23 protein-coding genes and 1 pseudogene are annotated in these 25,372 nt (G+C 63.7%); 23 read left to right on the forward strand and 1 reads right to left on the reverse strand.

Translation table 11 applies throughout. The features are described 5' to 3' along the window. Positions 1-74: 74 nt before the first annotated feature. From YH3_RS26560 to trmD, 22 genes and pseudogenes are all read left to right on the forward strand, one after another. A complete protein-coding gene (locus tag YH3_RS26560; RefSeq protein ID WP_003942675.1) occupies positions 75-3,479 on the forward strand; it encodes a pyruvate carboxylase in 3,405 nt (1,134 codons plus the stop codon). Beyond that, positions 3,476-4,042 carry a 16S rRNA (guanine(966)-N(2))-methyltransferase RsmD gene (gene rsmD, locus YH3_RS26565; protein ID WP_064444394.1) on the forward strand — a complete coding sequence of 189 codons (567 nt, stop codon included), beginning with the start codon at positions 3,476-3,478 and terminating at the stop codon, positions 4,040-4,042. The genes YH3_RS26560 and rsmD overlap by 4 nt, the downstream gene beginning before the upstream one ends. After that, complete coding sequence (coaD, locus tag YH3_RS26570; protein ID WP_003942776.1) at positions 4,039-4,533, forward strand: pantetheine-phosphate adenylyltransferase; 495 nt, start codon at positions 4,039-4,041, stop codon at positions 4,531-4,533. Before rsmD ends, coaD begins: the two co-directional genes overlap by 4 nt. 131 nt (positions 4,534-4,664) lie before the next feature. Beyond that, entirely contained in the window at positions 4,665-5,426 is a 762-nt protein-coding gene (locus YH3_RS26575) for a DivIVA domain-containing protein (protein WP_003942696.1), read from the forward strand. A 189-nt stretch (positions 5,427-5,615) separates the two neighbouring features. Next, on the forward strand, positions 5,616-6,176 hold the full coding sequence (locus YH3_RS26580) for a DUF177 domain-containing protein (protein ID WP_007729319.1): 561 nt from the start codon (positions 5,616-5,618) through the stop codon (positions 6,174-6,176). Between the two features lie 2 nt (positions 6,177-6,178). Then, entirely contained in the window at positions 6,179-6,361 is a 183-nt protein-coding gene (rpmF, locus tag YH3_RS35140) for a 50S ribosomal protein L32 (protein WP_007729318.1), read from the forward strand. Between the two features lie 19 nt (positions 6,362-6,380). After that, entirely contained in the window at positions 6,381-7,154 is a 774-nt protein-coding gene (rnc, locus tag YH3_RS26585; protein ID WP_003942759.1) for a ribonuclease III, read from the forward strand. A gap of 8 nt (positions 7,155-7,162) precedes the next feature. Then, positions 7,163-8,032, forward strand: coding sequence for a bifunctional DNA-formamidopyrimidine glycosylase/DNA-(apurinic or apyrimidinic site) lyase (gene mutM / locus YH3_RS26590; RefSeq protein WP_003942752.1), 870 nt, complete (start codon positions 7,163-7,165; stop codon positions 8,030-8,032). Positions 8,033-8,074: 42 nt separating this feature from the next. Beyond that, the gene (locus YH3_RS26595; protein WP_003942740.1) at positions 8,075-8,527 is read left to right on the forward strand and encodes an OsmC family protein; all 453 of its coding nucleotides are present in this window, start codon (positions 8,075-8,077) and stop codon (positions 8,525-8,527) included. After that, positions 8,527-9,450, forward strand: coding sequence for an SMP-30/gluconolactonase/LRE family protein (locus YH3_RS26600; RefSeq protein WP_064444395.1), 924 nt, complete (start codon positions 8,527-8,529; stop codon positions 9,448-9,450). Before YH3_RS26595 ends, YH3_RS26600 begins: the two co-directional genes overlap by 1 nt. 5 nt (positions 9,451-9,455) lie before the next feature. After that, on the forward strand, positions 9,456-9,740 hold the full coding sequence (locus tag YH3_RS26605; protein WP_054187763.1) for an acylphosphatase: 285 nt from the start codon (positions 9,456-9,458) through the stop codon (positions 9,738-9,740). A gap of 26 nt (positions 9,741-9,766) precedes the next feature. Then, positions 9,767-13,281: pseudogene (gene smc, locus YH3_RS26610) on the forward strand (chromosome segregation protein SMC). 42 nt (positions 13,282-13,323) lie between these two features. Then, the gene (ftsY, locus tag YH3_RS26615) at positions 13,324-14,751 is read left to right on the forward strand and encodes a signal recognition particle-docking protein FtsY (protein ID WP_030535428.1); all 1,428 of its coding nucleotides are present in this window, start codon (positions 13,324-13,326) and stop codon (positions 14,749-14,751) included. A 247-nt stretch (positions 14,752-14,998) separates the two neighbouring features. Next, complete coding sequence (locus YH3_RS26620; RefSeq protein WP_042450902.1) at positions 14,999-16,258, forward strand: ammonium transporter; 1,260 nt, start codon at positions 14,999-15,001, stop codon at positions 16,256-16,258. A gap of 56 nt (positions 16,259-16,314) precedes the next feature. Continuing rightward, positions 16,315-16,653: a P-II family nitrogen regulator gene (locus YH3_RS26625; RefSeq protein ID WP_003942772.1), complete on the forward strand. Its 339-nt coding sequence runs from the start codon at positions 16,315-16,317 to the stop codon at positions 16,651-16,653. Further along, a complete protein-coding gene (locus YH3_RS26630) occupies positions 16,643-19,150 on the forward strand; it encodes a [protein-PII] uridylyltransferase (RefSeq protein ID WP_054187792.1) in 2,508 nt (835 codons plus the stop codon). The genes YH3_RS26625 and YH3_RS26630 overlap by 11 nt, the downstream gene beginning before the upstream one ends. Before the next feature lie 115 nt (positions 19,151-19,265). After that, positions 19,266-20,843: a signal recognition particle protein gene (gene ffh / locus YH3_RS26635; RefSeq protein ID WP_003942713.1), complete on the forward strand. Its 1,578-nt coding sequence runs from the start codon at positions 19,266-19,268 to the stop codon at positions 20,841-20,843. A 3-nt stretch (positions 20,844-20,846) separates the two neighbouring features. Continuing rightward, positions 20,847-21,929 (forward strand): amidohydrolase family protein, encoded by a 1,083-nt coding sequence (locus tag YH3_RS26640; protein WP_054187760.1) that lies wholly within the window; start codon positions 20,847-20,849, stop codon positions 21,927-21,929. 209 nt (positions 21,930-22,138) lie between these two features. Then, positions 22,139-22,609 carry a 30S ribosomal protein S16 gene (rpsP, locus tag YH3_RS26645; protein WP_003942818.1) on the forward strand — a complete coding sequence of 157 codons (471 nt, stop codon included), beginning with the start codon at positions 22,139-22,141 and terminating at the stop codon, positions 22,607-22,609. Beyond that, positions 22,606-22,848, forward strand: a complete 243-nt coding sequence (locus YH3_RS26650; protein WP_003939023.1) for an RNA-binding protein — start codon at positions 22,606-22,608, stop codon at positions 22,846-22,848. Before rpsP ends, YH3_RS26650 begins: the two co-directional genes overlap by 4 nt. A gap of 14 nt (positions 22,849-22,862) precedes the next feature. Next, entirely contained in the window at positions 22,863-23,435 is a 573-nt protein-coding gene (rimM, locus tag YH3_RS26655) for a ribosome maturation factor RimM (protein WP_064444396.1), read from the forward strand. Between the two features lie 9 nt (positions 23,436-23,444). Next, positions 23,445-24,149, forward strand: a complete 705-nt coding sequence (gene trmD, locus YH3_RS26660; RefSeq protein ID WP_003942745.1) for a tRNA (guanosine(37)-N1)-methyltransferase TrmD — start codon at positions 23,445-23,447, stop codon at positions 24,147-24,149. On the opposite strand, the gene YH3_RS26665 is transcribed toward trmD, so the two are convergent. Next, positions 24,146-24,721, reverse strand: a complete 576-nt coding sequence (locus tag YH3_RS26665; protein ID WP_054187758.1) for a dihydrofolate reductase family protein — start codon at positions 24,719-24,721, stop codon at positions 24,146-24,148. The two genes, trmD and YH3_RS26665, sit on opposite strands and share 4 nt — an antisense overlap. 68 nt (positions 24,722-24,789) lie before the next feature. Here YH3_RS26665 and YH3_RS26670 point away from each other — a divergent pair, with 68 nt between their 5' ends. Next, entirely contained in the window at positions 24,790-25,368 is a 579-nt protein-coding gene (locus YH3_RS26670; protein WP_003942695.1) for a TetR/AcrR family transcriptional regulator, read from the forward strand. Positions 25,369-25,372 lie beyond the last annotated feature (4 nt).

The following is a 25,372-nucleotide window of genomic DNA, read 5'->3' on the forward strand; positions in this document are numbered from 1 at the left end:
TTGGTTTCTCGATTCAGTCCGAAATATGAGACTCCGCATGTAGACGCAAGATGAAATCGGGGTAGTTTTCTCGAATGTTCTCCAAAGTGCTCGTCGCGAACCGCGGCGAAATTGCGATCCGCGCCTTCCGCGCCGCCTACGAACTAGGTGCCGGAACCGTCGCGGTGTTCCCGTACGAGGATCGGAATTCGATCCACCGTCTCAAGGCAGACGAGAGCTACCAGATCGGGGAGAAGGGTCACCCCGTTCGCGCGTATCTCTCGGTCGAGGAAATCGTCGCCGCCGCCAAGAGCGCCGGAGCCGACGCCATCTACCCCGGTTACGGCTTCCTCTCCGAGAACCCGGACTTGTCGGCGGCGTGTGCCGAGGCAGGCATCAAGTTCGTCGGCCCGTCCGCCGAGATCCTCGAGTTGACCGGAAACAAGGCTCGGGCCATCGCAGCGGCAAAGGCCGCCGGTCTCCCGGTGCTCGCGTCTTCGGAGCCGTCAGCGGACATCGACGAGTTGCTCGCAGCCGCCGAGGACATGACCTTCCCGCTCTTCGTCAAGGCTGTCGCAGGCGGCGGTGGGCGCGGAATGCGCCGTGTTGCGGAGCGCTCACAGCTCAAGGAATCGATCGAAGCCGCAGCGCGCGAAGCGGAATCGGCCTTCGGCGATTCGACGGTCTTCCTCGAGCAGGCCGTCATCGACCCCCGGCACATCGAAGTGCAGATCCTCGCCGACGAGCAGGGCAACGTCATCCACCTCTTCGAGCGTGACTGCTCGCTGCAACGTCGCCACCAGAAGGTGATCGAGCTCGCTCCGGCGCCCAATCTCTCGGAAGAGTTGCGTGCCAAGATCTGTGCCGACGCCGTCGCCTTCGCGAAGGAGATCGGATACACGTGCGCGGGCACCGTCGAGTTCCTTCTCGACAAGCGCGGCAACCACGTCTTCATCGAGATGAACCCGCGAATTCAGGTCGAGCACACCGTCACCGAAGAAGTGACGGACGTGGACCTGGTCCAGTCGCAGCTCAAGATCGCGTCCGGTTCGACGCTTGCAGAACTTGGTCTGTCACAGGAGACGATCAAGCTTCGCGGCGCGGCGCTGCAGTGCCGCATCACGACCGAGGATCCGGCAAACGGATTCCGCCCGGACACCGGCCGTATCACCGCGTACCGCACCCCGGGCGGAGCCGGTATCCGCTTGGACGGTGGCGCCACACTCGGCGCCGAGGTCGGAGCGTACTTCGATTCCATGCTGGTCAAACTCACTTGTCGCGGTCGCGACCTCGAAGCCGCTGTGGCGAGAGCTCGCCGCGCGGTCACCGAGTTCCGCATTCGTGGTGTCTCGACCAACATTCCGTTCCTGCAGGCGGTTCTCGACGACCCGGACTTCCGGGCGGGACGCGTGACAACCTCCTTCATCGAGGAACGTCCTCAGCTGCTGACTCTGCGTTCTTCGGCAGACCGCGGCACGAAGATCCTGACCTACCTCGCGGATGTGACTGTCAACAAGCCGCACGGGGAGCGGCCCTCGGCGGTGTACCCGCAGGACAAGCTGCCCAAGATCGATCTTTCGACGCCTCCTCCTGCCGGTAGCCGTCAGCGCCTGCTCGAACTCGGACCCGAAGGTTTCGCGAAGGCACTGCGTGAGCAGAAGGCCGTCGGCGTCACCGACACCACCTTCCGTGACGCGCACCAGTCGTTGTTGGCCACGCGAGTTCGGACCAGCGGACTGCTCGGAGTAGCCGGGCACGTTGCGCGGTTGACGCCGGAACTGCTCTCGATCGAAGCCTGGGGCGGCGCGACCTATGATGTGGGACTTCGCTTCCTGCACGAGGATCCGTGGTACCGGCTCGCCGCACTCCGCGAGGCGATCCCGAACATCTGCCTTCAGATGCTTCTTCGCGGCCGAAACACGGTGGGCTACACGCCGTATCCCGAAAAGGTCACGCGCGCATTCGTTCAGGAAGCCACCGACACCGGTATCGACATCTTCCGAATCTTCGACGCGCTCAACAACGTCGACCAGATGCGGCCTGCCATCGACGCGGTGCGTGAGACCGGAACGGCCCTCGCGGAGGTGGCGCTGAGCTACACCGGTGATCTGTCGGATCCGAACGAAACTCTGTACACGCTCGACTACTACCTGAAGTTGGCCGAAGAGATCGTCGATGCCGGCGCTCACGTGCTCGCGATCAAGGACATGGCAGGCCTGCTGCGCGCTCCGGCAGCTACCAAGCTGGTGACCGCGCTACGCAGCAACTTCGATCTGCCGGTTCACGTTCACACGCACGACACTCCCGGTGGACAGCTGGCGACGTACTTCGCCGCTTGGCAGGCGGGCGCCGACGCAGTCGACGGTGCTTCCGCGGCACTGGCCGGAACCACCAGCCAGCCTGCGCTCTCGGCCATCGTCGCCGCTGCCGCGCACTCCGAGTTCGACACCGGACTGAACCTGCAGAACGTGTGCGACCTCGAGCCGTACTGGGAGGCGCTGCGAAAGGTGTACGCGCCGTTCGAATCCGGATTGCCGGCGCCGACGGGTCGCGTGTACACGCACGAGATTCCGGGAGGCCAGCTCTCCAACCTCCGGACCCAGGCCGTTGCTCTCGGTCTCGGCGACCGGTTCGAAGAGGTCGAAGCCAAGTACGCCGACGCGGACCGCATGCTCGGGCATCTCGTGAAGGTGACGCCGTCGTCGAAGGTCGTCGGCGACCTCGCCCTCCACCTTGTCGGCGCCGGCGTGCCTTCGGAGGAGTTTGCCGCAGATCCGGCGAAGTTCGACATTCCCGACTCCGTGGTGGGCTTCCTGCGCGGTGAACTCGGTACGCCTCCCGGTGGTTGGCCGGAACCGTTCCGCAGCAAGGCACTCGAAGGACGTGGCCAGGCCAAGCCCGAAGCGACGTTGTCCGCTGAGGACGAGGTGCTGCTCGAGGGCTCGTCGAAGGACCGTCAGGCGACGCTGAATCGTCTGCTGTTCCCCGGCCCGACAAAGGAATTCCTCGAACACCGCGAGAAGTACGGTGACACGTCGCGGCTTTCGGCGAACCAGTTCTTCTACGGTTTGCGGCGCGGCGACGAACACCGCGTCGAGTTGGCTCCCGGCGTTGAGCTGATCATCGGTCTCGAAGCGATCTCCGAGCCCGACGAGCGCGGCTACCGCACTGTCATGTGCATCCTGAACGGCCAATTGCGCCCGGTCTCGATCCGCGATCGCTCCATTGCCAGTGACGTACCGGTGGCGGAGAAGGCCGACAAGAACAACCCGGGCCACGTGGCTGCACCGTTCGCGGGCGTCGTGACGCTCGCGGTGAAGGAAGGCCAGAAGATCGAGGCCGGCGACACCGTGGCCACGATCGAAGCAATGAAGATGGAAGCGGCGATCACCTCGCCGCGCGCCGGCGTCGTCTCTCGGATCGCGATCAGCGCCGTCCAACAGGTCGAGGGCGGAGACCTGCTGGTAGTCGTCTCGACGGGGGAGAGCGCCGCAGAGTGACACGCATCATCTCGGGACTCGCGGGCGGTCGACGCCTGCGAGTCCCGCCGAGCGGCACCCGTCCGACGTCGGATCGGGTTCGTGAGGCGCTGTTCAGTGCTCTCGAAGCGCGCATCGATCTCGAAGGGTGCGCGGTTCTCGACCTCTTTGCGGGTTCGGGTGCTCTCGGCCTCGAGGCGCTCTCGCGGGGAGCCGAGCACGTTGTTCTCGTGGAATCGGATGCCAAGGCTGCTGCCGTCATCAAGGCGAACATCGGCACTGTCGCGTTGCCTGGGGCGACGGTTCGCGCAGCTCCGGTTGCGGCCGTGGTCTCGGGTCCGAGCGCGCGTGAATACGACATCGTGATCGCGGACCCACCGTATGCGGTGACCGACGAGGCCGTCGTGTCCATGCTCACCGATCTGCAGGCCAACAAATGGGTGGGGGAGGGCACGATCGTGGTACTCGAACGATCGTCGCGCTCGCCGGAGACCGTGTGGCCTCAGGGCTACGAGCCGATCAAGGTCAAGAACTACGGTGAAGCCCGCATCGAGCTGGCCACCTGCTACGGTCTGGACTCATGACTGGCGCCGTCTGCCCCGGATCCTTCGACCCTGTGACCAACGGTCACCTCGACGTAATCGGAAGAGTTGCTGCGCAATTCGACGAGGTCGTGGTCACCGTGCTGATCAACAAGAGCAAGCGTGGCATGTTCACGATCGACGAGCGGATCGAGATGCTCGAAGACGCGACGAGTCACCTGCCCAACGTTCGCGTCACGTCGTGGCACGGATTGTTGGTCGACTACGCGAAACAAGAAGGTCTCAGCGCGATCGTCAAGGGTCTGCGCGGCGCGAACGACTTCGATTACGAGCTGCAGATGGCTCAGATGAATCAGAAGCTCACGGGCGTCGACACACTGTTCGTCGCCACGAATCCGACGTACAGCTACCTGTCGAGTTCTCTGGTGAAGGAAGTCGCGACTTTCGGCGGCGACGTCTCCGACATGTTGCCGGCCAAAGTGCATTCTCGGCTACTCGCACGTATCGCCGAGCGAGCAGCCGAAAACAGCTGATCCCCGACACACCGACCACGACGACACCCCGTTGGCCGTTCTTCCGGCAAACTTGGACAGGAACGGGCACAGGTCCGAGTGGACCGGTGACGATGTGGGCCGATTTCGGCCGGTAGAGATTGGGGTTGCTTGTGTACCGCGTATTCGAGGCACTGGACGAACTGGTCGCAATTGTCGAAGAGGCGCGCGGTGTTCCCATGACCGCAGGGTGTGTTGTGCCTCGCGGTGACGTACTCGAGCTACTCGACGACGTCCGGGACGCAATTCCGAGCGAGCTGGACGACGCTCAGGACGTCCTCGATCATCGCGACAAATTGGTCGGTGACGCGCGAGCAAACGCCGAGAAGACGGTCAGCAGCGCCAATGCCGAGGCAACCTCGACTGTGGAGAACGCACGCGACGACGCCGACCGGATTCTGTCCGATGCCAAGGCTCAGGCCGATCGCATGGTTGCCGAAGCGCGTGCGCACGCCGATCAGTTGGTCGAGGACGCCGAAGCAGAAGCGGAACGGACCGTCACCGACGGCCGTCGTGAGTACGAGGCCGTCACCGGACGGGCGCGTGCCGAGGCCGATCGGATGATCGAGTCCGGCCAGGCCTCGTACGAACATTCGGTGGCGGAGGGAACGGCGGAGCAGGCTCGTCTGGTGTCGCAGACCGAGGTTGTCCAGTCAGCTCACGCGGAATCCGCGCGAGTGATCGACGCCGCTCATGCCGAGTCCGACAGGATGCGTTCAGAGTGTGACCTGTACGTGGACACCAAGTTGGCCGAGTTCGAAGAGTTCCTCACCGGAACGGTTCGATCGGTCGGGCGTGGTCGTCAACAGCTTCGAACGGGTTCGGGGGTTCCCGACTACCAGGACGACGATCGTCGTTCCGAGCGGCGCCGATAGAGCAGACAAGTCAGTCGAGGGTGGGTCGTCCGATATGGGGCGGCCCACTTTTTCGTGGATCGAATTGGGATTTGCCTTGTAGCTGCCGTATTGTGGAGTGGTTGCCCATACCAGTTTCAACAGTTAGGTGAGTTCTCTTTGTCAACGCATCGTCGTAGTTCGTCGCATCAGTCAAGTGATGCGGGATTTTTGCTGGACACGGTCAAGCTCGGTCGTCGTCCAGGGTCGATGCGTACCGTCGAGAGAACAATTCAGTCCCCGAACCGTATCGGTCTCGATCTGATCGCGATCGAAGCGGGCGCGGACATAGATCTCGATCTTCGTCTCGAAGCAGTGTCCGAAGGCGTTCTCGTCACCGGAAACGTGCACGCACCCACCAAGGGTGAATGCTCGCGGTGCCTTGAACCTTTCACCGACACCGTGGACATCTATCTCACGGAGTTGTTCGCTTACCCGGACAGCACCACCGAGGAGACGACGGAAGAGGGAGAGGTCTACGCGGTCGAAGACGACGAAATCGACCTCGAACCGGTCATCGTCGATGCAGTCGGGCTGGCGCTTCCGCTCCAGCCTCTGTGCAGTGACGATTGCCTGGGATTGTGCTCAGAATGTGGCATTCGCCTGGCGATTGCGGAATCTGGGCATGGGCATGACATACTTGATCCTCGCTGGGCTGGTCTCGCGGCCAAATTTGGCGTGGAATCAAACACCAGCGAAAATCTTGTGATCACCGAAGCCGAGGAGAAGTAGAAGTGGCTGTCCCCAAGCGCAAAATGTCGCGATCCAACACGCGGTCGCGTCGTAGCCAGTGGAAGACCACTGTGCCCACCCTCGTTACCTGCCCCAACCGTGGCTGTGGCGAGCAGACCCTTCCCCACATCGCATGCCCGTCATGCGGTACTTACAAGGGCCGCCAGGTAACCGCTGCTGTCTAGTTCTCCCCGGAGAAAGACTATGACGAGCGAAAATACAGTTTCAGCCGCCGGCGGCGAGGGCAATCACGACAAGCTCCTCGCCGCTGTCGGCGTAGATATAGAGCCCGGTCTTCTGACCCTGGCTCTCACGCACCGCTCGTACGCGTACGAGAACGGCGGACTGCCCACGAACGAGCGCCTCGAGTTCCTCGGGGATTCCGTTCTCGGCGTCACGGTGACCGAAAATCTCTACCTGTCCCACCCGGACAAATCCGAAGGTGATCTGGCGAAGATCCGTGCCAGCGTGGTCAACATGCATGCACTCGCCGAGGTTGCCAGGACTCTGGGTGAAGGTGGACTCGGAGCACACCTGCTGCTGGGTAAGGGCGAGGAAATGACGGGCGGCCGTGACAAGCCGTCCATTCTCGCCGACGGTATGGAGTCGATTCTCGGCGCCATCCACCTGCAGCACGGCATCGAGACTGCGCGACGCGTCGTCCTCGATCTGTTCGACGATCTCCTCACTCGCGCACCGCTTCTGGGCGCGGGTCTGGATTGGAAGACGAGTCTGCAGGAACTGACCGCAGAACACGGTGCCGGAGTTCCCGTTTACGAGATCACCGCCACAGGACCCGATCACGACAAGGAATTCACGGCCACCGTTCTCATCAGTGGCAAACCCTTGGGTGTCGGTGTCGGTCGTTCCAAGAAGGAAGCCGAGCAGAAGGCAGCAAGTTCGGCATGGAAGACGATGTCGGAGAATGCCGCTGCTACCGCAGTCGCTGCTGACGACACGCCTGATCTTGCCGGCTGAGTTCACTCTTGCCTGAGCTTCCCGAAGTCGAAGTCGTTCGCCGCGGCCTACAGTCTCATGCTGTAGGTGCGGCGATCGAGGCCGTCGAGGTACTCCATCCCCGCGCGATCAGGCGCCACATTCTCGGTTCCGAGGACTTGATCGGCCAACTCACCGGGCAGACCATCGCTTCGGCAGAGCGTCGCGGCAAGTACCTGTGGCTGGTTCTCGAGCCTGCCGGTGTCGGACTGGTGGTTCATCTCGGGATGAGCGGACAGATGCTGGTCCAACCCCCGACAGTCGACTGGGAAAAGCACCTACGCATTCGGTTGGCCCTCGATTCCGGGGCCGATCTTCGATTCGTCGATCAGCGGACCTTCGGTGGCTGGTCGATTTCACCCCTCGTCGAGGTCGATGGAACGATGCTGCCCGAGTCGGTGGCGCACATCGCCCGCGATCCCATGGATGCGGCGTTCGATCTCGAATCCGTCGTGAAAGTCCTGCGGGGCAAGCACACCGAGATCAAGCGCGCGATTCTCGACCAGACGGTGGTCTCCGGAATCGGAAACATCTACGCCGACGAATCATTGTGGCGCGCCAAGATTCACGGCAACCGAATCGCCGAAACGCTTACCAGGCCCAAACTTCGAGAGCTGTTGACCGCGGCACACTCGGTGATGGGTGAAGCGCTCGATCAGGGCGGTACGTCCTTCGACGCGCTGTACGTGAACGTCAACGGGGAATCGGGCTACTTCGACCGGTCGCTGTCGGCGTACGGGCAGGAAAACCTCCCGTGCCCGCGATGCGGCGCGCCGATCAAGCGTGAGAAGTTCATGAATCGATCGTCGTTCAGTTGCCCGCGGTGCCAGCCGACCCCGAGGGCACGGCGAATCGCCTAGGTCTCCCGCCCCTTCGGTTCGGCGGAGTGGCAAGATTGCGTCATGGCTGAACAGACTCCCGACACCACTGCAACCGCCCCGGCTCACACGGAGCTTTGGGTCGAACGAACCGGAACCCGCCTCTACACCGGCAAGAGTTCGCGCGGCGCAGAGGTTCTCATCGGCTCCGAATCGGTGCCAGGAGTCTTCACGCCCGGCGAACTCCTCAAAATTGCACTGGCCGCATGCACCGGGATGAGCTCCGACTTCCCGATCTCGCGCCGGCTCGGTGACAACTACGACGCGACGGTCCGAGTGTCCGGAGCCGCCGATCGTGAAAACGAGGTCTACCCGCAGCTCGACGAGGTCCTCGAGCTCGATCTCAGCGAGTTGGATGCCGAGGCACAGCAGCGCCTCATCACTCTCGTCGAGCGTTCCGTGGACAAGGTATGCACGGTCGGGCGCACGCTCAAGGCCGGAACCAAGGTCACTCTGTCGTTCGACACGGAAGCCTGATGTTCCGCGCCGGCAGCGTTGTCGCTGCGATCGCACTGGGTTCCGTTGTGGCGCTGAGTGCTCCAGCGCAGGCCTCGGTCCCGGCCGACGGCTCGGCCGGTAGTTGCGGCACATGGACGTCGAGCGTCGTGACGACTGGTGCCGGAATGCTCGAGAACCTCGAATTCGACGGCAACGGATCGATGGTGTTGTCGCAGTCGGCTCTGATCGGGCCGGGTGCACTGCTGAAAGTGGCGCCGGACGGAACACGGACAACTTTGGTCGGTGACGTCACCGGACCTGGCGGTCTGGTCGCGCGTGAGGGATCCGTGTACTTCACCACGGGCAACTCGACTGTCTCGGGACTGTTCGGAATCGCCGACGGCAGCCTCCGCAAGGTCGACGTCGCAGACGGGTCGGTGACAACGATCGCCGACGGTCTGGTGATGCCGAACGGGCTTGTGCAGCTGGACGATAACCGTTTCCTCACTGCCCGCACACTCACCAGGCCGGGGCTCACGGTCGTCAACAGTGACGGAAGCAGTTCGATCGTTCGTGAAGACCTCGGCACCGTCGACGGCCTCGCACGCTCCGGTTCGACGATCTACGTGAGCACGACCTTCGACATGGTCACCGCCGTCCACATCCTCGACGCAAACGATCTGGGCGGGCCGGTGCGAACGATCACGCTCCCCGGGTTCGGTCCGGCAAACATGGCGGACGATCTGACCGTCGGACCGGACGGCGCGTTGTACGTCGCATTCAATGCAGGCGGCAAAGTTGTTCGCGTCGATCCTGATTCGGGATCTTCGTGTGAGATCGCCTCGGGTCTGCCGTTCACATCTGCGGTCAAGTTCGGCGCCGGACCGGGCTGGGATCCCAACGCGCTCTACACCACCGGATTCCTGGGTGACGTTCACCGTCTCGAACGTGTGGCGGGCTGAGCGTCATGGCTGAAGCAGCGCCCGTGCGGTTGACGGCGTGGGTTCACGGATACGTTCAAGGCGTCGGGTTCCGGTGGTGGACCAGGGCCCGCGCTCTCGAACTCGGATTGATCGGATATGCGTCCAATCAGCGTGACGGTCGAGTGCTCGTCGTGGCGGAAGGCCAACGCACGCAGCTCGAGCGATTGGTGGAGATGCTGCGCTCCGGCACTACCCCGGGCACGGTGGATCTCGTGGTCGACAGCTGGGACACCGCCAGGGGCGACCTGACAGGGTTCGTCGAACGCTGACCGGTTTGGCGGTAAAGTTTCCCCCCATGCACCTCAAGAGTCTGACACTCAAGGGATTCAAATCCTTTGCGTCGGCAACGACTCTTCGGTTCGAGCCGGGAATTACCTGTGTGGTCGGCCCGAACGGCTCGGGTAAATCCAACGTCGTCGATGCGTTGACCTGGGTGATGGGCGAGCAGGGCGCCAAGGCCCTGCGCGGCGGCAAGATGGAAGATGTCATCTTTGCCGGCACCTCCGGCCGCGCGCCGCTGGGCCGCGCCGAGGTGACCTTGACCATCGACAACGCCGACGGGGCGCTCCCGATCGAGTACTCCGAGGTGTCGATCACGCGCCGGATGTTCCGCGACGGTGCGGGGGAGTACGAGATCAACGGCTCGTCCTGCCGTCTGATGGACGTCCAGGAACTGCTCAGCGACTCCGGCATCGGCCGCGAAATGCATGTCATCGTCGGGCAGGGACGGCTCGCCGCGATCCTCGAATCCCGTCCCGAAGATCGACGCGCCTTCATCGAAGAAGCCGCGGGAGTCCTCAAACATCGCCGCCGCAAGGAAAAAGCGGTGCGCAAACTCGATTCCATGCAGGCCAATCTCGCTCGCCTCAGTGACCTCACCGCGGAACTGCGTCGGCAACTCAAACCGCTGGGACGCCAAGCCGAGGTCGCTCGGCGAGCACAGACGGTCCAGGCTGACCTGCGTGATGCAAAGATGCGTCTGGCCGCTGACGATCTGGTGACCCGTCGAAACCAGTTGAACGACCAGGCGCAGGACGAGAAAGCGGCCCGTGAACAGCACAACCAGGTGGCGGCTGCGCTCGACGAGGCCAACCTCGAACTCGGGCGCCAGGAGCAAGCTCTCGCTCGTCTGACTCCGGGATCGGAAGCGGCTGCGCAGAGTTGGTTCCAGCTTTCCGCGCTTGCCGAACGCGTCAACGCCACCGTGCGCATCGCCCGCGAGCGTGCGCGTCATCTCGACTCCGAACCCGTCGGCAACCGCGGCCAGGACCCGGACGAGATGGAGGCGCGCGCCGAACGTCTTGCTGCCGAGGAGGCCGAACTCCTCGAAGGCGTCGAAATCGCGCGAGCGGCGTCGGAAGCTGCTCGGGACCAGCTCGCAGCCACCGAAGATGCTGCAGCAGAAGCGGAACGGGCGCACATGGCAGAAGTTCGTGCCGTCGCCGACCGCCGTGAAGGTCTTGCTCGACTCTCCGGTCAGGTCGACACTCTGCGTACCCGCGTCGAATCCGTCGACGCGGAAGTGTCTCGGCTGACCGAGGCGATCGACGAGGCTCGTCTGCGTGGCGATGCCGCACAGGCCGAGTTCGACACGGTGCAAGAAAGCATCGGGGACCTCGACGCCGGTGAAGTCGGCCTCGATACCAATCACGAACGCGCCATCGAGGCTCTCGAGATGATCGACGCGCGCGTCGAAGAGCTTCGTGAGGAAGAAAAAACGAGCGGGCAACGCATCGCTTCGCTCCGGGCGCGCATCGAGGCACTGTCGATGGGTTTGCAGCGCAAGGACGGTGGCGGCTGGCTGCTCGAACACCGCGGCGACGACGGCATCACCTCGCTGGTCGGATTGATTCACGTCGAACCCGGCTACGAAGCTGCGATCGCTGCCGCGATGGGGCCGGCGGCGGACGCCGTCGTGGCGCAGTCGCTGGACTCGGCTCGCTCCGCTGTCACAGCACTGGCCGATCAGGACGGTGGACGTGCATCACTGATCGTGAGCGGTGAACCGGCGATCAAGCGCGAGGCCGAGATCGTGCCGGGTAGTCGTCCGGCCGTCGACGTCATCGACTGCCCTGACGAGTTGCGTGCCGGATTGACCGCCATCCTCGATGGCGTCGTCCTGGTCGAGACTCTCGATGACGCGATTCGAGTTGTTGCTGACCGCAAGGGAATTCGCGCAGTGACGCGTTCCGGCGATCTGCACGGTTCGGGGTGGATGATCGGTGGCTCGGATCGGCAACCGAGCACGCTCGAGGTGCAGGCGGCGATCGACGCGTCAGCAGCGGAACTGGCGGCAACGGAGAGCCGATCCGAGGAACTCGACGCTGCGCTGTCCGGCGCTCTGGCCGAACAAGCCGCTCGACGCGAGACCGCGGAGCAAACTTTGGCCGCGCTCAACGAGTCGGACGCCGCCATGTCCGCCATCTACGAGCAGTTGGGCAGATTGGGGCAGGCAGCACGAGTCGCCCACGCGGAATCCGAGCGGTTGACCGCCCAGCGAGTGCGTGCCGAGGAGGGCCGCGGTGAGTCGCTGACAAAGCTCGCGGATCTGGAGGAACGTCTGCGCGTCGCCGAAACCGACGGCAGTGCACCGGGACACGGTGCGGAATCGACCGCTGCCGATCGCGAAATGGCCGCAGCAGCGCTCGCGGAAGTGCGCATCGTCGAAATGGATGCTCGCCTTGCCGTGCGCACCGCCGAAGAGCGTGCGGAATCCGTACGCGGAAAGGCTGATTCGCTTCGCCGCGCCGCGGCCGCCGAACGAGAAGCGCGGAGCGTGTGGCGGCCGAACTCGAGACCGTCGTCGCCGCGGCTCTTGCTCACCGTGACGAGTTGGCTCGGGCCCGCACCGAGTGCACGGCCAAGCTGGATCAGGTCCGCGAGACAGTCCGAGCACTGACTGGACAACTCGCTTCGCTCACCGACGCCGTCCACCGCGACGAGGTAGCGAAGGCACAGGCAGCGCTGCGCATCGAACAACTCGAGGAGTCGATCCTCGATCAGTACGGTATCGGCCTCGACGATCTGATCGCCGAGTACGGGCCCGAGGTCGAACTGCCGCCGACCGCTCTCGAAATCGAGGAGTACGAGCAGGCCAAGGAGCGTGGGGAGCAGGTCACCGCCCCCGCTCCGCTTCCGTACGACCGCGCGACTCAGGAACGGCGCGCCAAGCGGGCCGAGAAGGACCTCGCCACCCTCGGCAAGGTCAATCCGCTGGCGCTCGAGGAATTCGCAGCTCTCGAGGAGCGGTACACCTTCCTCTCCACTCAGCTCGAGGACGTCAAGACCGCACGCAAGGACCTTCTTGCTGTGGTCGCAGACGTCGACGCACGAATTCTGCAGGTGTTCACCGAGGCCTATGCCGACGTCGAGCGTGAGTTCGTGGGAGTGTTCGAGAAATTGTTTCCCGGGGGAGAAGGGCGGCTGGTCCTCACCGATCCCTCGGACATGCTCACCACCGGCATCGAAGTCGAGGCGCGTCCGCCCGGTAAGAAGGTCAAACGGTTGTCGTTGCTGTCGGGCGGCGAGAAGTCGTTGACCGCGGTGGCCATGCTGGTCGCGATCTTCCGGGCACGCCCGTCCCCGTTCTACGTGATGGACGAAGTCGAGGCGGCGTTGGACGACACCAACCTGCGGCGGCTGATCGGACTCTTCGAACAATTGCGGGAGAAGTCGCAGTTGATCGTGATCACTCACCAGAAACCGACGATGGAAATCGCCGATGCGTTGTACGGCGTCAGCATGCGCGGCGACGGCATCACCACCGTGATTTCGCAGCGACTTCGCGGTCAAGACATGGCCTCGACGTAAGCCCTGCTCACTTTCCGGGTCGGAGCCTGAAACAATGGGCCGGTGACTACCCAGGCTTGGATCATCATCGCGGCTGTAGCGGCCGTACTACTCGTCGTTCTCGTTGCCGGATTCCTGCGCTACCGCAAGGGGCAGGTATCGCTGAAGGCGCCCGAGACGAAGCCGGAGCTCGGCGCCCCCGAGAAGGACAAGTCAGGCGGCTACAAGGCCGGTGGCGGGTTCAACTTCAGTCAGGGGTCGACGGCAACGGCGCCACCTCCGGTAGTTCCGACACCGCCGGTCGCCGAGATGCCGCCCGTCGTCGAAGAACCTGTCGTCGAAAAACCGATCGTCGAAGAACCGGTTGCGGAGAAGCCGGCCGTTGTCGAGGAGCCGGTTGTCGAAGAACCCGCTGTTGTCGAGGAACCGGTTGTCGAAGAGCCGGTAATCGAAAAGCCGGTCGTAGAAGAACCAGCGGTAGCAGAACCTGTTGTCGAAGAACCTGTCGTTCCCGAACCTGTCGTCGTTCCCGCGCCAGTCGAGCCTGCACCGCGCGTGCTGGACGAGATCGACCCGACCGAGGGTCGGTTGGACCGACTGCGCGGGCGCCTTTCCCGCTCGCAGTCAGCAGTCGGCAAGAGCTTGCTGGGTCTGCTCGGTGGCGGCGATCTGGACGAGGACTCGTGGGAAGAAGTCGAGGACACCCTCCTCATCGCAGACCTCGGCTCCGCGACCACGGAAAAAGTCGTCACGAAGCTTCGTGAGCAGATGGCGGCCCGCAGCGTCCGGACCGAGGCTGCCGCCCGCGCCCTTCTGCGCGAGGTGTTGATCGCCGAACTGCGTCCCGAACTGGACCGCTCCATCCGCGCATTGCCGCACGATGATCACCCGGCTGTTCTGCTCGTCGTCGGCGTCAACGGGACCGGCAAGACAACGACCACCGGCAAGCTGGCTCGCGTGCTCGTCGCCGACGGTCGTCGCGTCGTGCTCGGTGCCGCGGACACGTTCCGCGCCGCCGCCGCCGATCAGCTCCAGACGTGGGCCGAGCGTGTCGGCGCTGAAGTTGTTCGTGGCAAGGAGGGTGGCGATCCCGCTGCGATTGCCTTCGACGCGGTCTCACGGGGCATCGCGGACGGCGTCGACGTGGTCCTGATCGACACCGCCGGCCGTCTGCACACCAAGACCGGTCTGATGGACGAGCTCGGCAAGGTCAAGCGGGTTATCGAGAAGAAGGCCTCGGTCGACGACGTTCTGCTGGTTCTCGATGCGACGGTCGGCCAGAACGGATTGGCGCAGGCTCGAGTGTTCGCGGAGGTCGTGGACATCACCGGCGTCGTACTGACCAAGCTGGACGGAACCGCCAAGGGCGGAATCGTCTTCCAGGTTCAGCATGAACTGGGTGTGCCGGTGAAGTTGGTCGGTCTCGGTGAAGGTGCCGACGACCTGGCGCCCTTCGAGCCGGGTGCGTTCGTCGACGCCCTCCTGGGCTGACGCCCCCGTGCGCCTTTTTGGTAGCGCGAACTACCAAAAAGGCGCACAGGGTTGGTAGAACCCCCTGGCGAAACCTGTTTGCAACAAAGTTGGGCAATTGGTTCACGTCTGCGAAACGCGACAGCGCCATGGACGAAACACCAGCCCAGCACTCTTCTCCTTAACGACGTGCTGCCCGGCACGTGCGACTAGGAGGTAGTAAGTGAGTACCGACGATTTGTTGGCGAACTCCGGTAACGCCGCATGGATGCTGATGGCTGCATCTCTGGTCTTGCTGATGACACCCGGCCTCGCTTTCTTCTACGGCGGGATGTCTCGGTCCAAGTCCGTCCTGAACATGATGATGATGTCCTTCGGGGCCATGGCCGTCATCGGCGTCATCTACGTTCTGTGGGGATGGTCGATGTCCTACGGCACCGAGAACATCGGGGGCATTTTTGCCAACCCGTTCGAGTTCTTCGGCCTCAAGAACAGCATCACCGATGCTGACGGCAACTTCATCGCCGGCGCCTGGGGCTACCCCAACGTCATCGACATCGCGTTCCAGGTGACATTCGCGATCATCACCACCGCCCTCATCAGTGGTGCCCTGGCCGAGCGGGTCAAGTTCGGCACCTGGCTCCTGTTCTCGGGTATCTGGGTCACCGTCGTCTACTTCCCGCTCGCACACATGGTGTGGGGTGGCGGACTCCTCTCGGGTTCCGAGGACGGCATCGCGGCAAAGCTCTTCGGCACCACGGTCAACGACGACGGAGTCACCGTCGCCAACGTCGCTCCGATCGACTTCGCCGGTGGCACAGTCGTTCACATCAACGCGGGTATGGCCGGTCTGGTCCTCGCACTCATCGTCGGCAAGCGTCTCGGCTTCGGCAAGACCGCCTTCCGTCCGCACAACCTGCCCTTCGTGATGCTCGGCGCCGCACTCCTCTGGTTCGGTTGGTTCGGCTTCAACGCCGGCTCGGCATTCGCCGCCGACGGTAACGCCGGTCTCGCCTGGGTCAACACGACCACCGCGACGTGTGCCGCAGTCCTGGCCTGGCTCGCTACCGAGCGTATTCGTGACGGCCACGCCACCAGCCTCGGCGCAGCTTCCGGTGCGGTCGCCGGTCTGGTCGCCATCACCCCTGCTGCCGGTGCGCTCAACCCGGTCGGTTCCATCTTCCTCGGCGCAGTAGCCGGCATCCTGTCCGCTCTCGCAGTCGGCCTGAAGTTCCGCTTCGGCTTCGACGACTCGCTCGACGTCGTCGGTGTTCACCTTGTCTCCGGCCTGTGGGGCACGATCGGTATCGGATTCTTCGGCACCGCAACCGGCCTCTTCTACGGCGGCGACTACAAGCAACTGGTGGTTCAGATCGTGATCGCACTCGCAGCACTCGTCTTCACCGGCGTTCTGACGACGATCATCGGCTTCGCACTCAAGCCCCTGGGCTGGCGAATCTCGGCCGAGGACGAGGCACGCGGCATCGATGAGACCGAACACGCAGAGACCGCATACGACCTCGCGTGATCAGCACGTGATTAAAGTGAATTCAGGCACTTCAGAGTTTGGAAAGGGATGAGCACATGAAGCTGATCACAGCAATCGTCAAGCCGTTCACGCTCGAGGACGTCAAGACCGGACTCGAGCAGGCCGGAGTGCTGGGTATGACAGTCAGCGAAGTTCAGGGCTACGGCCGACAGAAGGGCCACACCGAGGTGTACCGAGGCGCGGAGTACTCCGTGGACTTCGTACCCAAGGTCCGGGTCGAGGTCGTCGTCGACGACGCGGCCGTTGACAAGGTGGTCGAGGTGATCGTCGAGGCCGCTCGAACCGGCAAGATCGGTGACGGCAAGGTGTGGGTCTCGCCAGTCGAGTCGGTCATCCGGGTTCGCACCGGGGAACGCGGTGGCGATGCACTCTGACCCGAAAGGGTCCGAGAACTTCGGCCCTGGTTCCGTCGCGAAAGCGACGGGGCCAGGGCCGGTCTCGTCAGGGGGATCCGACGAAGCTGCGGACCTGGCCCGCGCACGCAAGGCCCTACTCACCGGAGGCGTCAAGAACAGGAGGCTCGACGCCCCCGCGCTGCGACATGCACTGGTCGATCTGCACGAATTCTGGTTGACCACCAAGGGGACCGAACTGGGCATCAAACCGGATTGTGGGTTTGCCATCGTCGCCGTGGGTGGTCTCGGCCGACGCGAACTGCTGCCGTATTCCGATCTCGATCTGATTCTGCTGCATGACGACATGGACCCGGCGGTCGTGGCCCAGGTCGCGGACAGCCTGTGGTACCCGCTGTGGGACGCGCACATCAAACTCGACCACAGCGTGCGGACGCTTCCGCAGGCGCTTCAGGTTGCGGCCACCGACATGACGGCAGCACTCGGAATGCTCGAAGCACGCCACATTGCCGGCGACGTGGAGCTGAGCAACTTGTTGATCAGTGGTGTCCGACGACAGTGGCGCATGGACATCCGCAGCCGATTCGACGAATTGATCACCCAGACCCGTACGAGGTGGGAGCGCAGCGGCGAGATCGCCCATCGCGCCGAACCGGATCTCAAGAGCGGTCGTGGCGGGCTGCGAGACGTCCAACTGCTCAACGCCCTGTCCATCGCGCAATTGACCGACGGGATGCCAGGGCTGGGACCCAACTCGCCCGGCGGCGGTCTGGCACTCGCGCACAGGCGGTTGCTCGACGTGCGCACCGAACTTCACCGCGTTGCCGGTCGCGCCCGCGACCAACTGCGAGCACAGGACGCCGACGAGATCGGTGCGGCGCTACGGATCGGTGATCGCTTCGATCTGGCCCGCCTTCTCAGCGAATCGGCGCGCACCATCAGCTATTCGGTCGACGTCGGTATCCGTACCGCCGGAAACTCCTTGCCCCGGCGTGGTTTGTCGCGGCTGCGTCGCGCGCCGGTGCGACGACCACTGGACGAGGGTGTCGTCGAGCATGCCGGCGAAGTAGTTCTGGCGCGCGATGCGAGACCGAAGAAGGATCCCGGTCTGGTGATGCGGGTCGCGGCAGCGGCGGCCACCAACGGCATGCCGATCTCCGCGTCGACGCTCAATCGCCTGGCGGACAATGCCCCCGAATTGCGTGAACCGTGGCCGAAAAATGCAGTCAACGATCTCTTGGTCGTGCTGGGTTCGGGATCGCGTGCGGTTCCGGTGATCGAGGCGATGGACCGGACCGGGCTCTGGGGTCGACTCCTGCCGGAGTGGGGGACCATTCGCGATCTTCCGCCGCGCGACGCCGTCCACACGTGGACGGTGGATCGGCACCTGGTCGAAACCGCCGCGTATGCAAGCGGATTCACCACTCGCGTCGCTCGGCCGGATCTGCTCATGCTCGGTGCGTTGATCCACGACATCGGGAAGGGGCGAGGGGGAGACCACAGCGTCGTCGGTGCCGAATTGGCCACCGCGATCGGAAATCGCTTGGGACTTTGGCCTTCCGACGTCGCGACGTTGACGGCGATGGTGCGCTACCACTTGCTGTTGCCGGAAACCGCCACCCGTCGCGACCTCGACGATCCGGCAACGGTGCAGCGAGTGGTCGACGCACTCGAGGGAGACGGGACCCTTCTCGATCTCCTGCATTCGTTGGCGGAAGCGGATTCGCTGGCCACCGGGCCTGGTGTCTGGGGCGACTGGAAGTCGTCGTTGATCGGCGAGCTGGTGCGTCGTTGTCGTTTGCTGATGGCAGGGGAGGAGCTCCCGCAACCCGATCCACTCGCTCCCGAGCAATTGGCCATCGCCGAGGAGGGCGGGGTTCACGTCTCGCTCGTTCCGGCCGAGAATGCGCACACCTACGTCGTGACCGTCATCGCGCCCGACGCTCCCGGGCTGCTGTCTCGGGCTGCCGGAGTTCTGGCGCTGCAGTCCTTGCGGGTGCATTCCGCATCGGTGGGGTCGCATGCAGGTTCGGCGGTCAACTCGTTTGTCGTGACGCCGAGGTTCGGCACACCCCCGCAGGCGGTGCTGCTCCGGCAGGAATTGATCCGGGCTTCGGCCGGTGAACTGAATTTGCTCGAACTTCTCGACGCGAAGGACGAGGAGGCACGGGCAGAGCAGTGGGACGACCCGATCCAGACCAACAAGGATTCCGCGGTTCCGGTGCTCTATGCGCAGGCGCCGCCGCGGGTCATCTGGTTCGACGCGCCCGGTGACGGTCAGGCGATCCTCGAATTGCGTACCGAGGACCGCGTCGGCCTGCTCTGCCGACTGGCCGCAGCACTCGAACACAGTGGAGCCGACATCCGGTGGGCGAAGGTCGCCACCTTGGGTTCCTCGGTGGTCGACGCGTTCTGCCTCGACTTCGGTGAGGCCGATACCCGCGCGGCGCGAGAGCGCGTCGAGGAGGCGGTGCTGGCGGTGGTTCCGGTGCCACAACCCAAGAAGAAAGAGGATTGACGGACCGGTTTCGGCAGTTACGCCCGCATCGGCTGGGATCGGTGCGGGCGTAGCGGCTAGGCTGGTGCCCGAGAATATCCACGGCTAACTCGCACGACCTTCAGGAGCGCACTCGGTGTTCGAATCCCTTTCCGACAGATTGACCGGATCTCTCAAGGATCTGCGTGGCAAGGGTCGTCTGTCCGGCGCCGACATCGACGCTACGGCCCGCGAGATCCGCCTTGCCCTGCTCGAGGCCGACGTCGCGCTTCCCGTAGTGCGCAGCTTCATCGCCAAGATCAAGGAACGCGCCAAGGGCGCCGAGGTCTCGGGTGCACTGAACCCGGCTCAGCAGGTCGTCAAGATCGTCAACGAAGAGCTGGTCGAGGTTCTCGGCGGCGAAACTCGTCGACTGCAGTTCGCCAAGACTCCGCCGACGGTCATCATGTTGGCCGGTCTGCAGGGTTCCGGTAAGACCACGCTGGCCGGAAAGTTGGCCAAGTGGCTCAAGGATCAGGGGCACACGCCCCTCCTCGTCGCCTGTGACCTTCAGCGTCCCGGCGCCGTCACTCAGCTTCAGATCGTCGGTGAGCGTGCAGGCGCCGCAGTCTTCGCGCCGCATCCCGGTACCTCCATCGGCGGCGGCGAGAACGCACTGGGCGTGTCCGCAGCCGACCCCGTCGAGGTCGCCCGCGCCGGCGTCGAAGAAGCACGCAACAAGCATTACGACGTCGTGATCGTCGACACCGCCGGTCGCCTCGGTATCGACTCGGAGCTGATGGCGCAGGCCGCCGGTATCCGTGACGCCGTCAACCCGGACGAGACCATCTTCGTCCTCGACGCCATGATCGGTCAGGACGCGGTCAGCACGGCCGACGCTTTCCGTGAGGGAGTCGGCATCACCGGTGTCGTCCTCACCAAGCTCGACGGCGACGCCCGCGGTGGTGCCGCGCTGAGCGTCCGCGAGGTCACCGGCCAGCCGATCCTCTTCGCGTCCACCGGCGAGAAGCTCGAAGACTTCGACGTCTTCCATCCCGATCGCATGGCCAGCCGGATCCTCGGCATGGGCGATGTCCTGAGCCTCATCGAGCAGGCCGAGCAGGTGTTCGACGCCGATCAGGCCGAAGCGACCGCAGCGAAGATCGGTTCCGGTCAGCTCACCCTCGAAGACTTCCTCGATCAGATGATGGCCGTCCGCAAGATGGGCCCGATCGGCAACCTCCTCGGTATGTTGCCGGGTGCCGGCGGCATGAAGGACGCGCTGGCCAACGTCGACGAGAAGCAACTCGATCGCATTCAGGCCATCATCCGCGGTATGACGCCGGCCGAGCGCGACGATCCGAAGATCATCAACGCCTCACGCCGACTGCGCATCGCGAACGGTTCGGGCGTCAAGGTTTCCGACGTCAACCAGTTGGTGGATCGTTTCTTCGAAGCCCGCAAGATGATGGCTGCCATGGCCGGCCGTATGGGCATGCCCGGCGCGCGTAAGCAGGTTCGCAGCAAGAAGGGCAAGAAGGGCAAGAAGGGCGGCAAGGGCCCGACGCAGCCCAAGATGCGCGGAGGATTCCCCGGCATGGGCGGATTCCCGGGTATGCCCGGCGGAATGCCGGCCGGCATGCCCGACCTGTCGAACATGCCCAAGGGTCTCGATCAGTTGCCGCCCGGACTGGAAGGCATCGATCTCTCCCAGCTCAAGCTGCCCAAGAAGTAGTCGGTGGCTGCGCTTCATCTGCGGGGTATCGGTCTGCCCGATGCCGAGCCGATCGAATTGTGGATCGTCGACGGGCTGATTTCCTTCGAGCCGGTGTCCGGTGCGGAGACGATCGTCGAATCGGGTTGGATCACACCGGGTCTCGTGGATGCGCACTGTCACGTCGGTATCCGCTACGGCGGTGGCGGCGGCGAAACCGTCGACGGCTTGCTGGGGCAGGCGAAGACCGAACGTGACGCGGGCGTGCTGTTGCTTCGTGACGCCGGATCGCCGGTCGACACCAGGTTCATCGACGAGCGCCTCGATCTGCCGCGGATCATTCGCGCAGGTCAGCACATCGCAGCACCGAAGCGGTACATCGCGGGCCTGCCGGTCGACCTGGACGACGAATCTCAGTTGCCGGCCGAGGTGGTGCGTCAGGCACGCGCCGGTGACGGTTGGGTCAAGCTCGTCGGGGACTGGATCGATCGTTCCATCGGTGACCTCGCCCCGTTGTGGAGCGACGAGATTCTGGTCGAGGCCATCGCTGCCGCCCATGCCGAAGGCGCAAGGGTCACCGCTCACGTCTTTGCCGAGGATGCTCTGCCCGGCCTGATCAACGCCGGCATCGACTGCATCGAGCACGGCACCGGATTGACGGACGCGACCATCGAGTTGATGGTCGCTCACGGCACCGCCTTGGTTCCGACGCTGATCAACATCGCAACTTTCCCCGAGATCGCGGACTCTGCCACCCGGTATCCGATCTACGCGGCGCACATGCGGGATCTGCACGCTCGTCGACATCGGACGATCGGTGCCGCTCACGAGGCCGGGATTCCGATCTATGCCGGAACGGATGCCGGCGGATCGATCAGGCACGGGCGGATCGCCGACGAGATCGCCGAACTCGAAGTTGCCGGTTTGACGGCGCATCAGGCGCTGGGCGCAGCCTGCTGGGACGCGCGGAGTTGGTTGGGTGCGCAGGGGATCGCAGAAGGAGCGCCCGCCGACCTGGTGGTTTACTCTGAAGATCCGCGCGGAAACCCCGATGTGCTCGCGAAGCCGATGCGTGTGATCCTCCGCGGAACCCCCGTGAGTGGTTAGGGAGTCCCCGCACTCTCGAAGCGCGCACAGGGTGGTTTCCGAACGAGCCCACCCATCTGGCACAATGGACCATTGTTCGTCGCAACCGGTTACGTACCGCTGCGACGGTCACAGGATAGAGGCAAAACCGGGCTCACAAATCGTGTGGGTCGCTGAATTGCACGTGACATGCGCAGCACTGTTGTGCGCGCTGAAGGAGAACTGCAGCTGTGGCTGTCAAAATCAAGCTCACCCGCCTCGGCAAGATCCGCAACGCTCAGTACCGCGTTGTCATCGCCGACTCGCGCACCCGTCGTGACGGCCGTGCGATCGAGACCATCGGCAAGTACCACCCCAAGGAAGAGCCCTCGCTGATCGACATCGATTCCGAGCGCGCTCAGTACTGGCTGTCCGTGGGCGCACAGCCCACCGAGCCCGTCGAGGCACTCCTCAAGATCACCGGTGACTGGCAGAAGTTCAAGGGCCTGCCGGGCACCGAAGGCACCCTGCGCGTCAAGGAAGCCAAGCCCACCAAGCTCGAGCTCTTCCAGGCTGCGCTCGCGCAGGCCGAGAACGAGCCGGTTGCAGAAGCAATCACCCCCAAGAAGAAGAAGGCTGCAAAGGCTGACGAGGCCAAGGCAGAAGACACCGCGGCTGACGCCGAGGCTCCCGCTGCAGACGCCGAGGCTGCTGACAAGTGAGTGCCGTCGTCGCTGATGCGGTAGAGCATCTCGTGCGTGGCATCGTCGCCAATCCCGACGATGTGCGCGTCGAGCTGATCACCGGACGTCGGGGACGGACCGTCGAGGTGCACGTGCACCCAGACGATCTCGGCAAGGTCATCGGTCGGGGTGGTCGCACTGCGACCGCTCTGCGGACCTTGGTCTCCGGCATCGGTGGCCGCGGTATCCGTGTTGATGTCGTCGACACCGATCAGTAGACGGCAGTAAACAGGTGGAACTCGTAGTCGGTCGTGTCGCGAAGTCGCATGGCATCAAAGGTGAATTGGTAGTCGAGGTTCGTACAGACGAGCCCGAAGATCGTTTTGCCGTAGGTTCCGTGCTGCGTGGGCGCAAGCCGCGCGAGTCCACACTGAAGTCGTACACAGTGGAAGCCGCCCGGGATCATTCCGGGCGGCTTCTGCTGCGCCTCGAAGGCGTCAGTGACCGTGGCGACGCAGATGCGTTGCGCGGCACACTGTTCGTCATCGACAGTTCCGAACTCGAGCCTTCGGATGATCCGGACGAGTTCTACGATCACGAACTCGAAGGACTGAAGGTCGTCCTCACGGACGGTGTCGAGGTCGGTTCGGTCATCGAGGTATTGCATTCCGCCGCAGGCGAATTGCTTTCGATTCGCCGTACCGGTGAGGCATCCGGCGAATTGCTGATCCCGTTTGTCGCCGCCATCGTCACCTCGGTGTCGATCGCCGACGGTGTCGTGGTGATCGAGCCTCCCGAGGGACTGCTCGACCCGGACTTCGGCGACAAGTCGAACAGCGACAAATCGAACTCAGACAACGACTGATCGTTTGTTATGCGTCTCGACGTCGTCACCATCTTTCCCGAGTATCTCGAACCGCTTCGTGCTGCCTTGCTGGGCAAGGCAATCGAACGTGGCTTGATCTCGGTCGACGTCCACGATCTTCGGTCGTGGACCCATGACGTGCACAAAGCCGTCGACGATTCTCCGTATGGCGGCGGACCCGGCATGGTCATGAAACCCACCGTCTGGGGCCCGGCACTGGACGACGTGATCGGGCGCTCCGATTCTTCCGGCCCCGATGATGCCGAGACCATTCTGGTGGTGCCCACTCCCGCCGGCGTTCCGTTCACCCAGGAGACCGCGCACCGCTGGTCCAACGCCAAGCACCTTGTGTTTGCCTGCGGCCGATACGAAGGTATCGATCAACGGGTTTTCGACGACGCCGCCAAGCGGGTCAGAGTCGAAGAAGTCAGCATCGGCGATTACGTCCTGATCGGCGGCGAAGCAGCCGTGCTGGTGATGGTCGAGGCTGTCGTGCGACTGATGCCCGGCGTTCTCGGCAATCAGCTTTCACACCAAGAGGATTCGTTTTCCGACGGCCTTCTCGAAGGGCCTAGCTACACTCGCCCGGCTGTGTGGCGCGACCTCGAAGTTCCGCCGGTGCTTCTCTCCGGTGATCACGCGAAGATCAAAGCGTGGCGCCATGAGCAGTCGCTGCAGCGCACGGCCGAGCGTCGACCGGATCTTCTTCCTTAGGTATTTCGCTTCAACCAGGTGATGCTTGCGCCGTCGTCGAGCGATTCGGTTGCAGTCGGTGTGAACGGTGTCGGCTCGAAGTTACCTCTGATCATCGGTATGCCTGCGCCGGCGACTACCGGATACCTCTTGATGATCAACTCGTCGATCTCCGGTAGTAGTTCGCCGGCGAGAGTTCCGCCGCCACACAGCCAGATATCTTGTCCTTCTTCCTCTTTGAGAGATCTGACTACCCCAAGCGGATGGGCGCGAACGATGGTGACGGGGGGATCCTCGGCGTCAGGGATGGTTGTGGAGACGACGAACTGACGCAGGTGCGCGAAGGGGCTTTTCACTCCGGCGGCCAGCCCGGGCTCGTAGGAGCCGCGGCCCATGACGACCGTGTCGAAGGTCTTGTTGGGCGCGTCCTCGATTCCGAGAGCGGGCCGCACATGCGTTGGCACGGTTTCAGGATATCGATCGCATATCCAGGCCGTGATCTGTTCGGAGACCGGGAGGAAATCGAATTCGCCACCAGGCCCCGCGATGTATCCGTCGAGGGAAGCTCCCACGTAGTACACAAGCTTTCGCATATAACGCTCTGTTCGTAGTACTATGTTTGTAGTGGTTTAACTTAGGGTCGTGTCAGGAGTGATGTCAAGTGCGAAAGAACCCGGAACGCCGGCTTGCCCTGATCGACGCGGCAATCGAGGTGTTGGCCCGAGAGGGTGCTCGAGGCTTGACGTTTCGAGCCGTTGACGCCCAGGCAGCAGTGCCGAACGGGACAGCGTCAAACTACTTCTCCAATCGCGACGACCTGCTCACTCAAGCGGGTGGCCGGATCTACGAGCGACTGATTCCGGAGGACCTCGAAGGGATGATCGATCCCGTCAACGGCACCGATCGTGAGCGCCTGGTGACGCTCATGCTCGACGTGGTCGAGCGCGTCACCTCGTTCGGAACGGGTTTCCTCGCGCTCATGGAGTTGCGACTGGAGGCGACGCGTCGACCGGACCTGCGTGCGGTACTGACCGTCCGCATCCGAGAAGACTTCGATCTGAACGTAGCCAATCATCTGGCGTCGGGCGTGCCGGGTGATGCGATGACCGTTCGCCTGCTCTATTTGTCGCTGAACTGGCTCGCACTGGATCGACTCACATTGCCGAACCTGTTCGGAGAGGAAGATATTCGGACGATCGTCGAGGCGGCAGTGGATCGAGCGCTACCCCGCGAATCGTAGAAGG

Origin of the sequence: Rhodococcus sp. YH3-3, from assembly GCF_001653035.1 — a bacterium.
In the GTDB taxonomy this organism is placed as follows: domain Bacteria; phylum Actinomycetota; class Actinomycetes; order Mycobacteriales; family Mycobacteriaceae; genus Rhodococcus_F; species Rhodococcus_F qingshengii.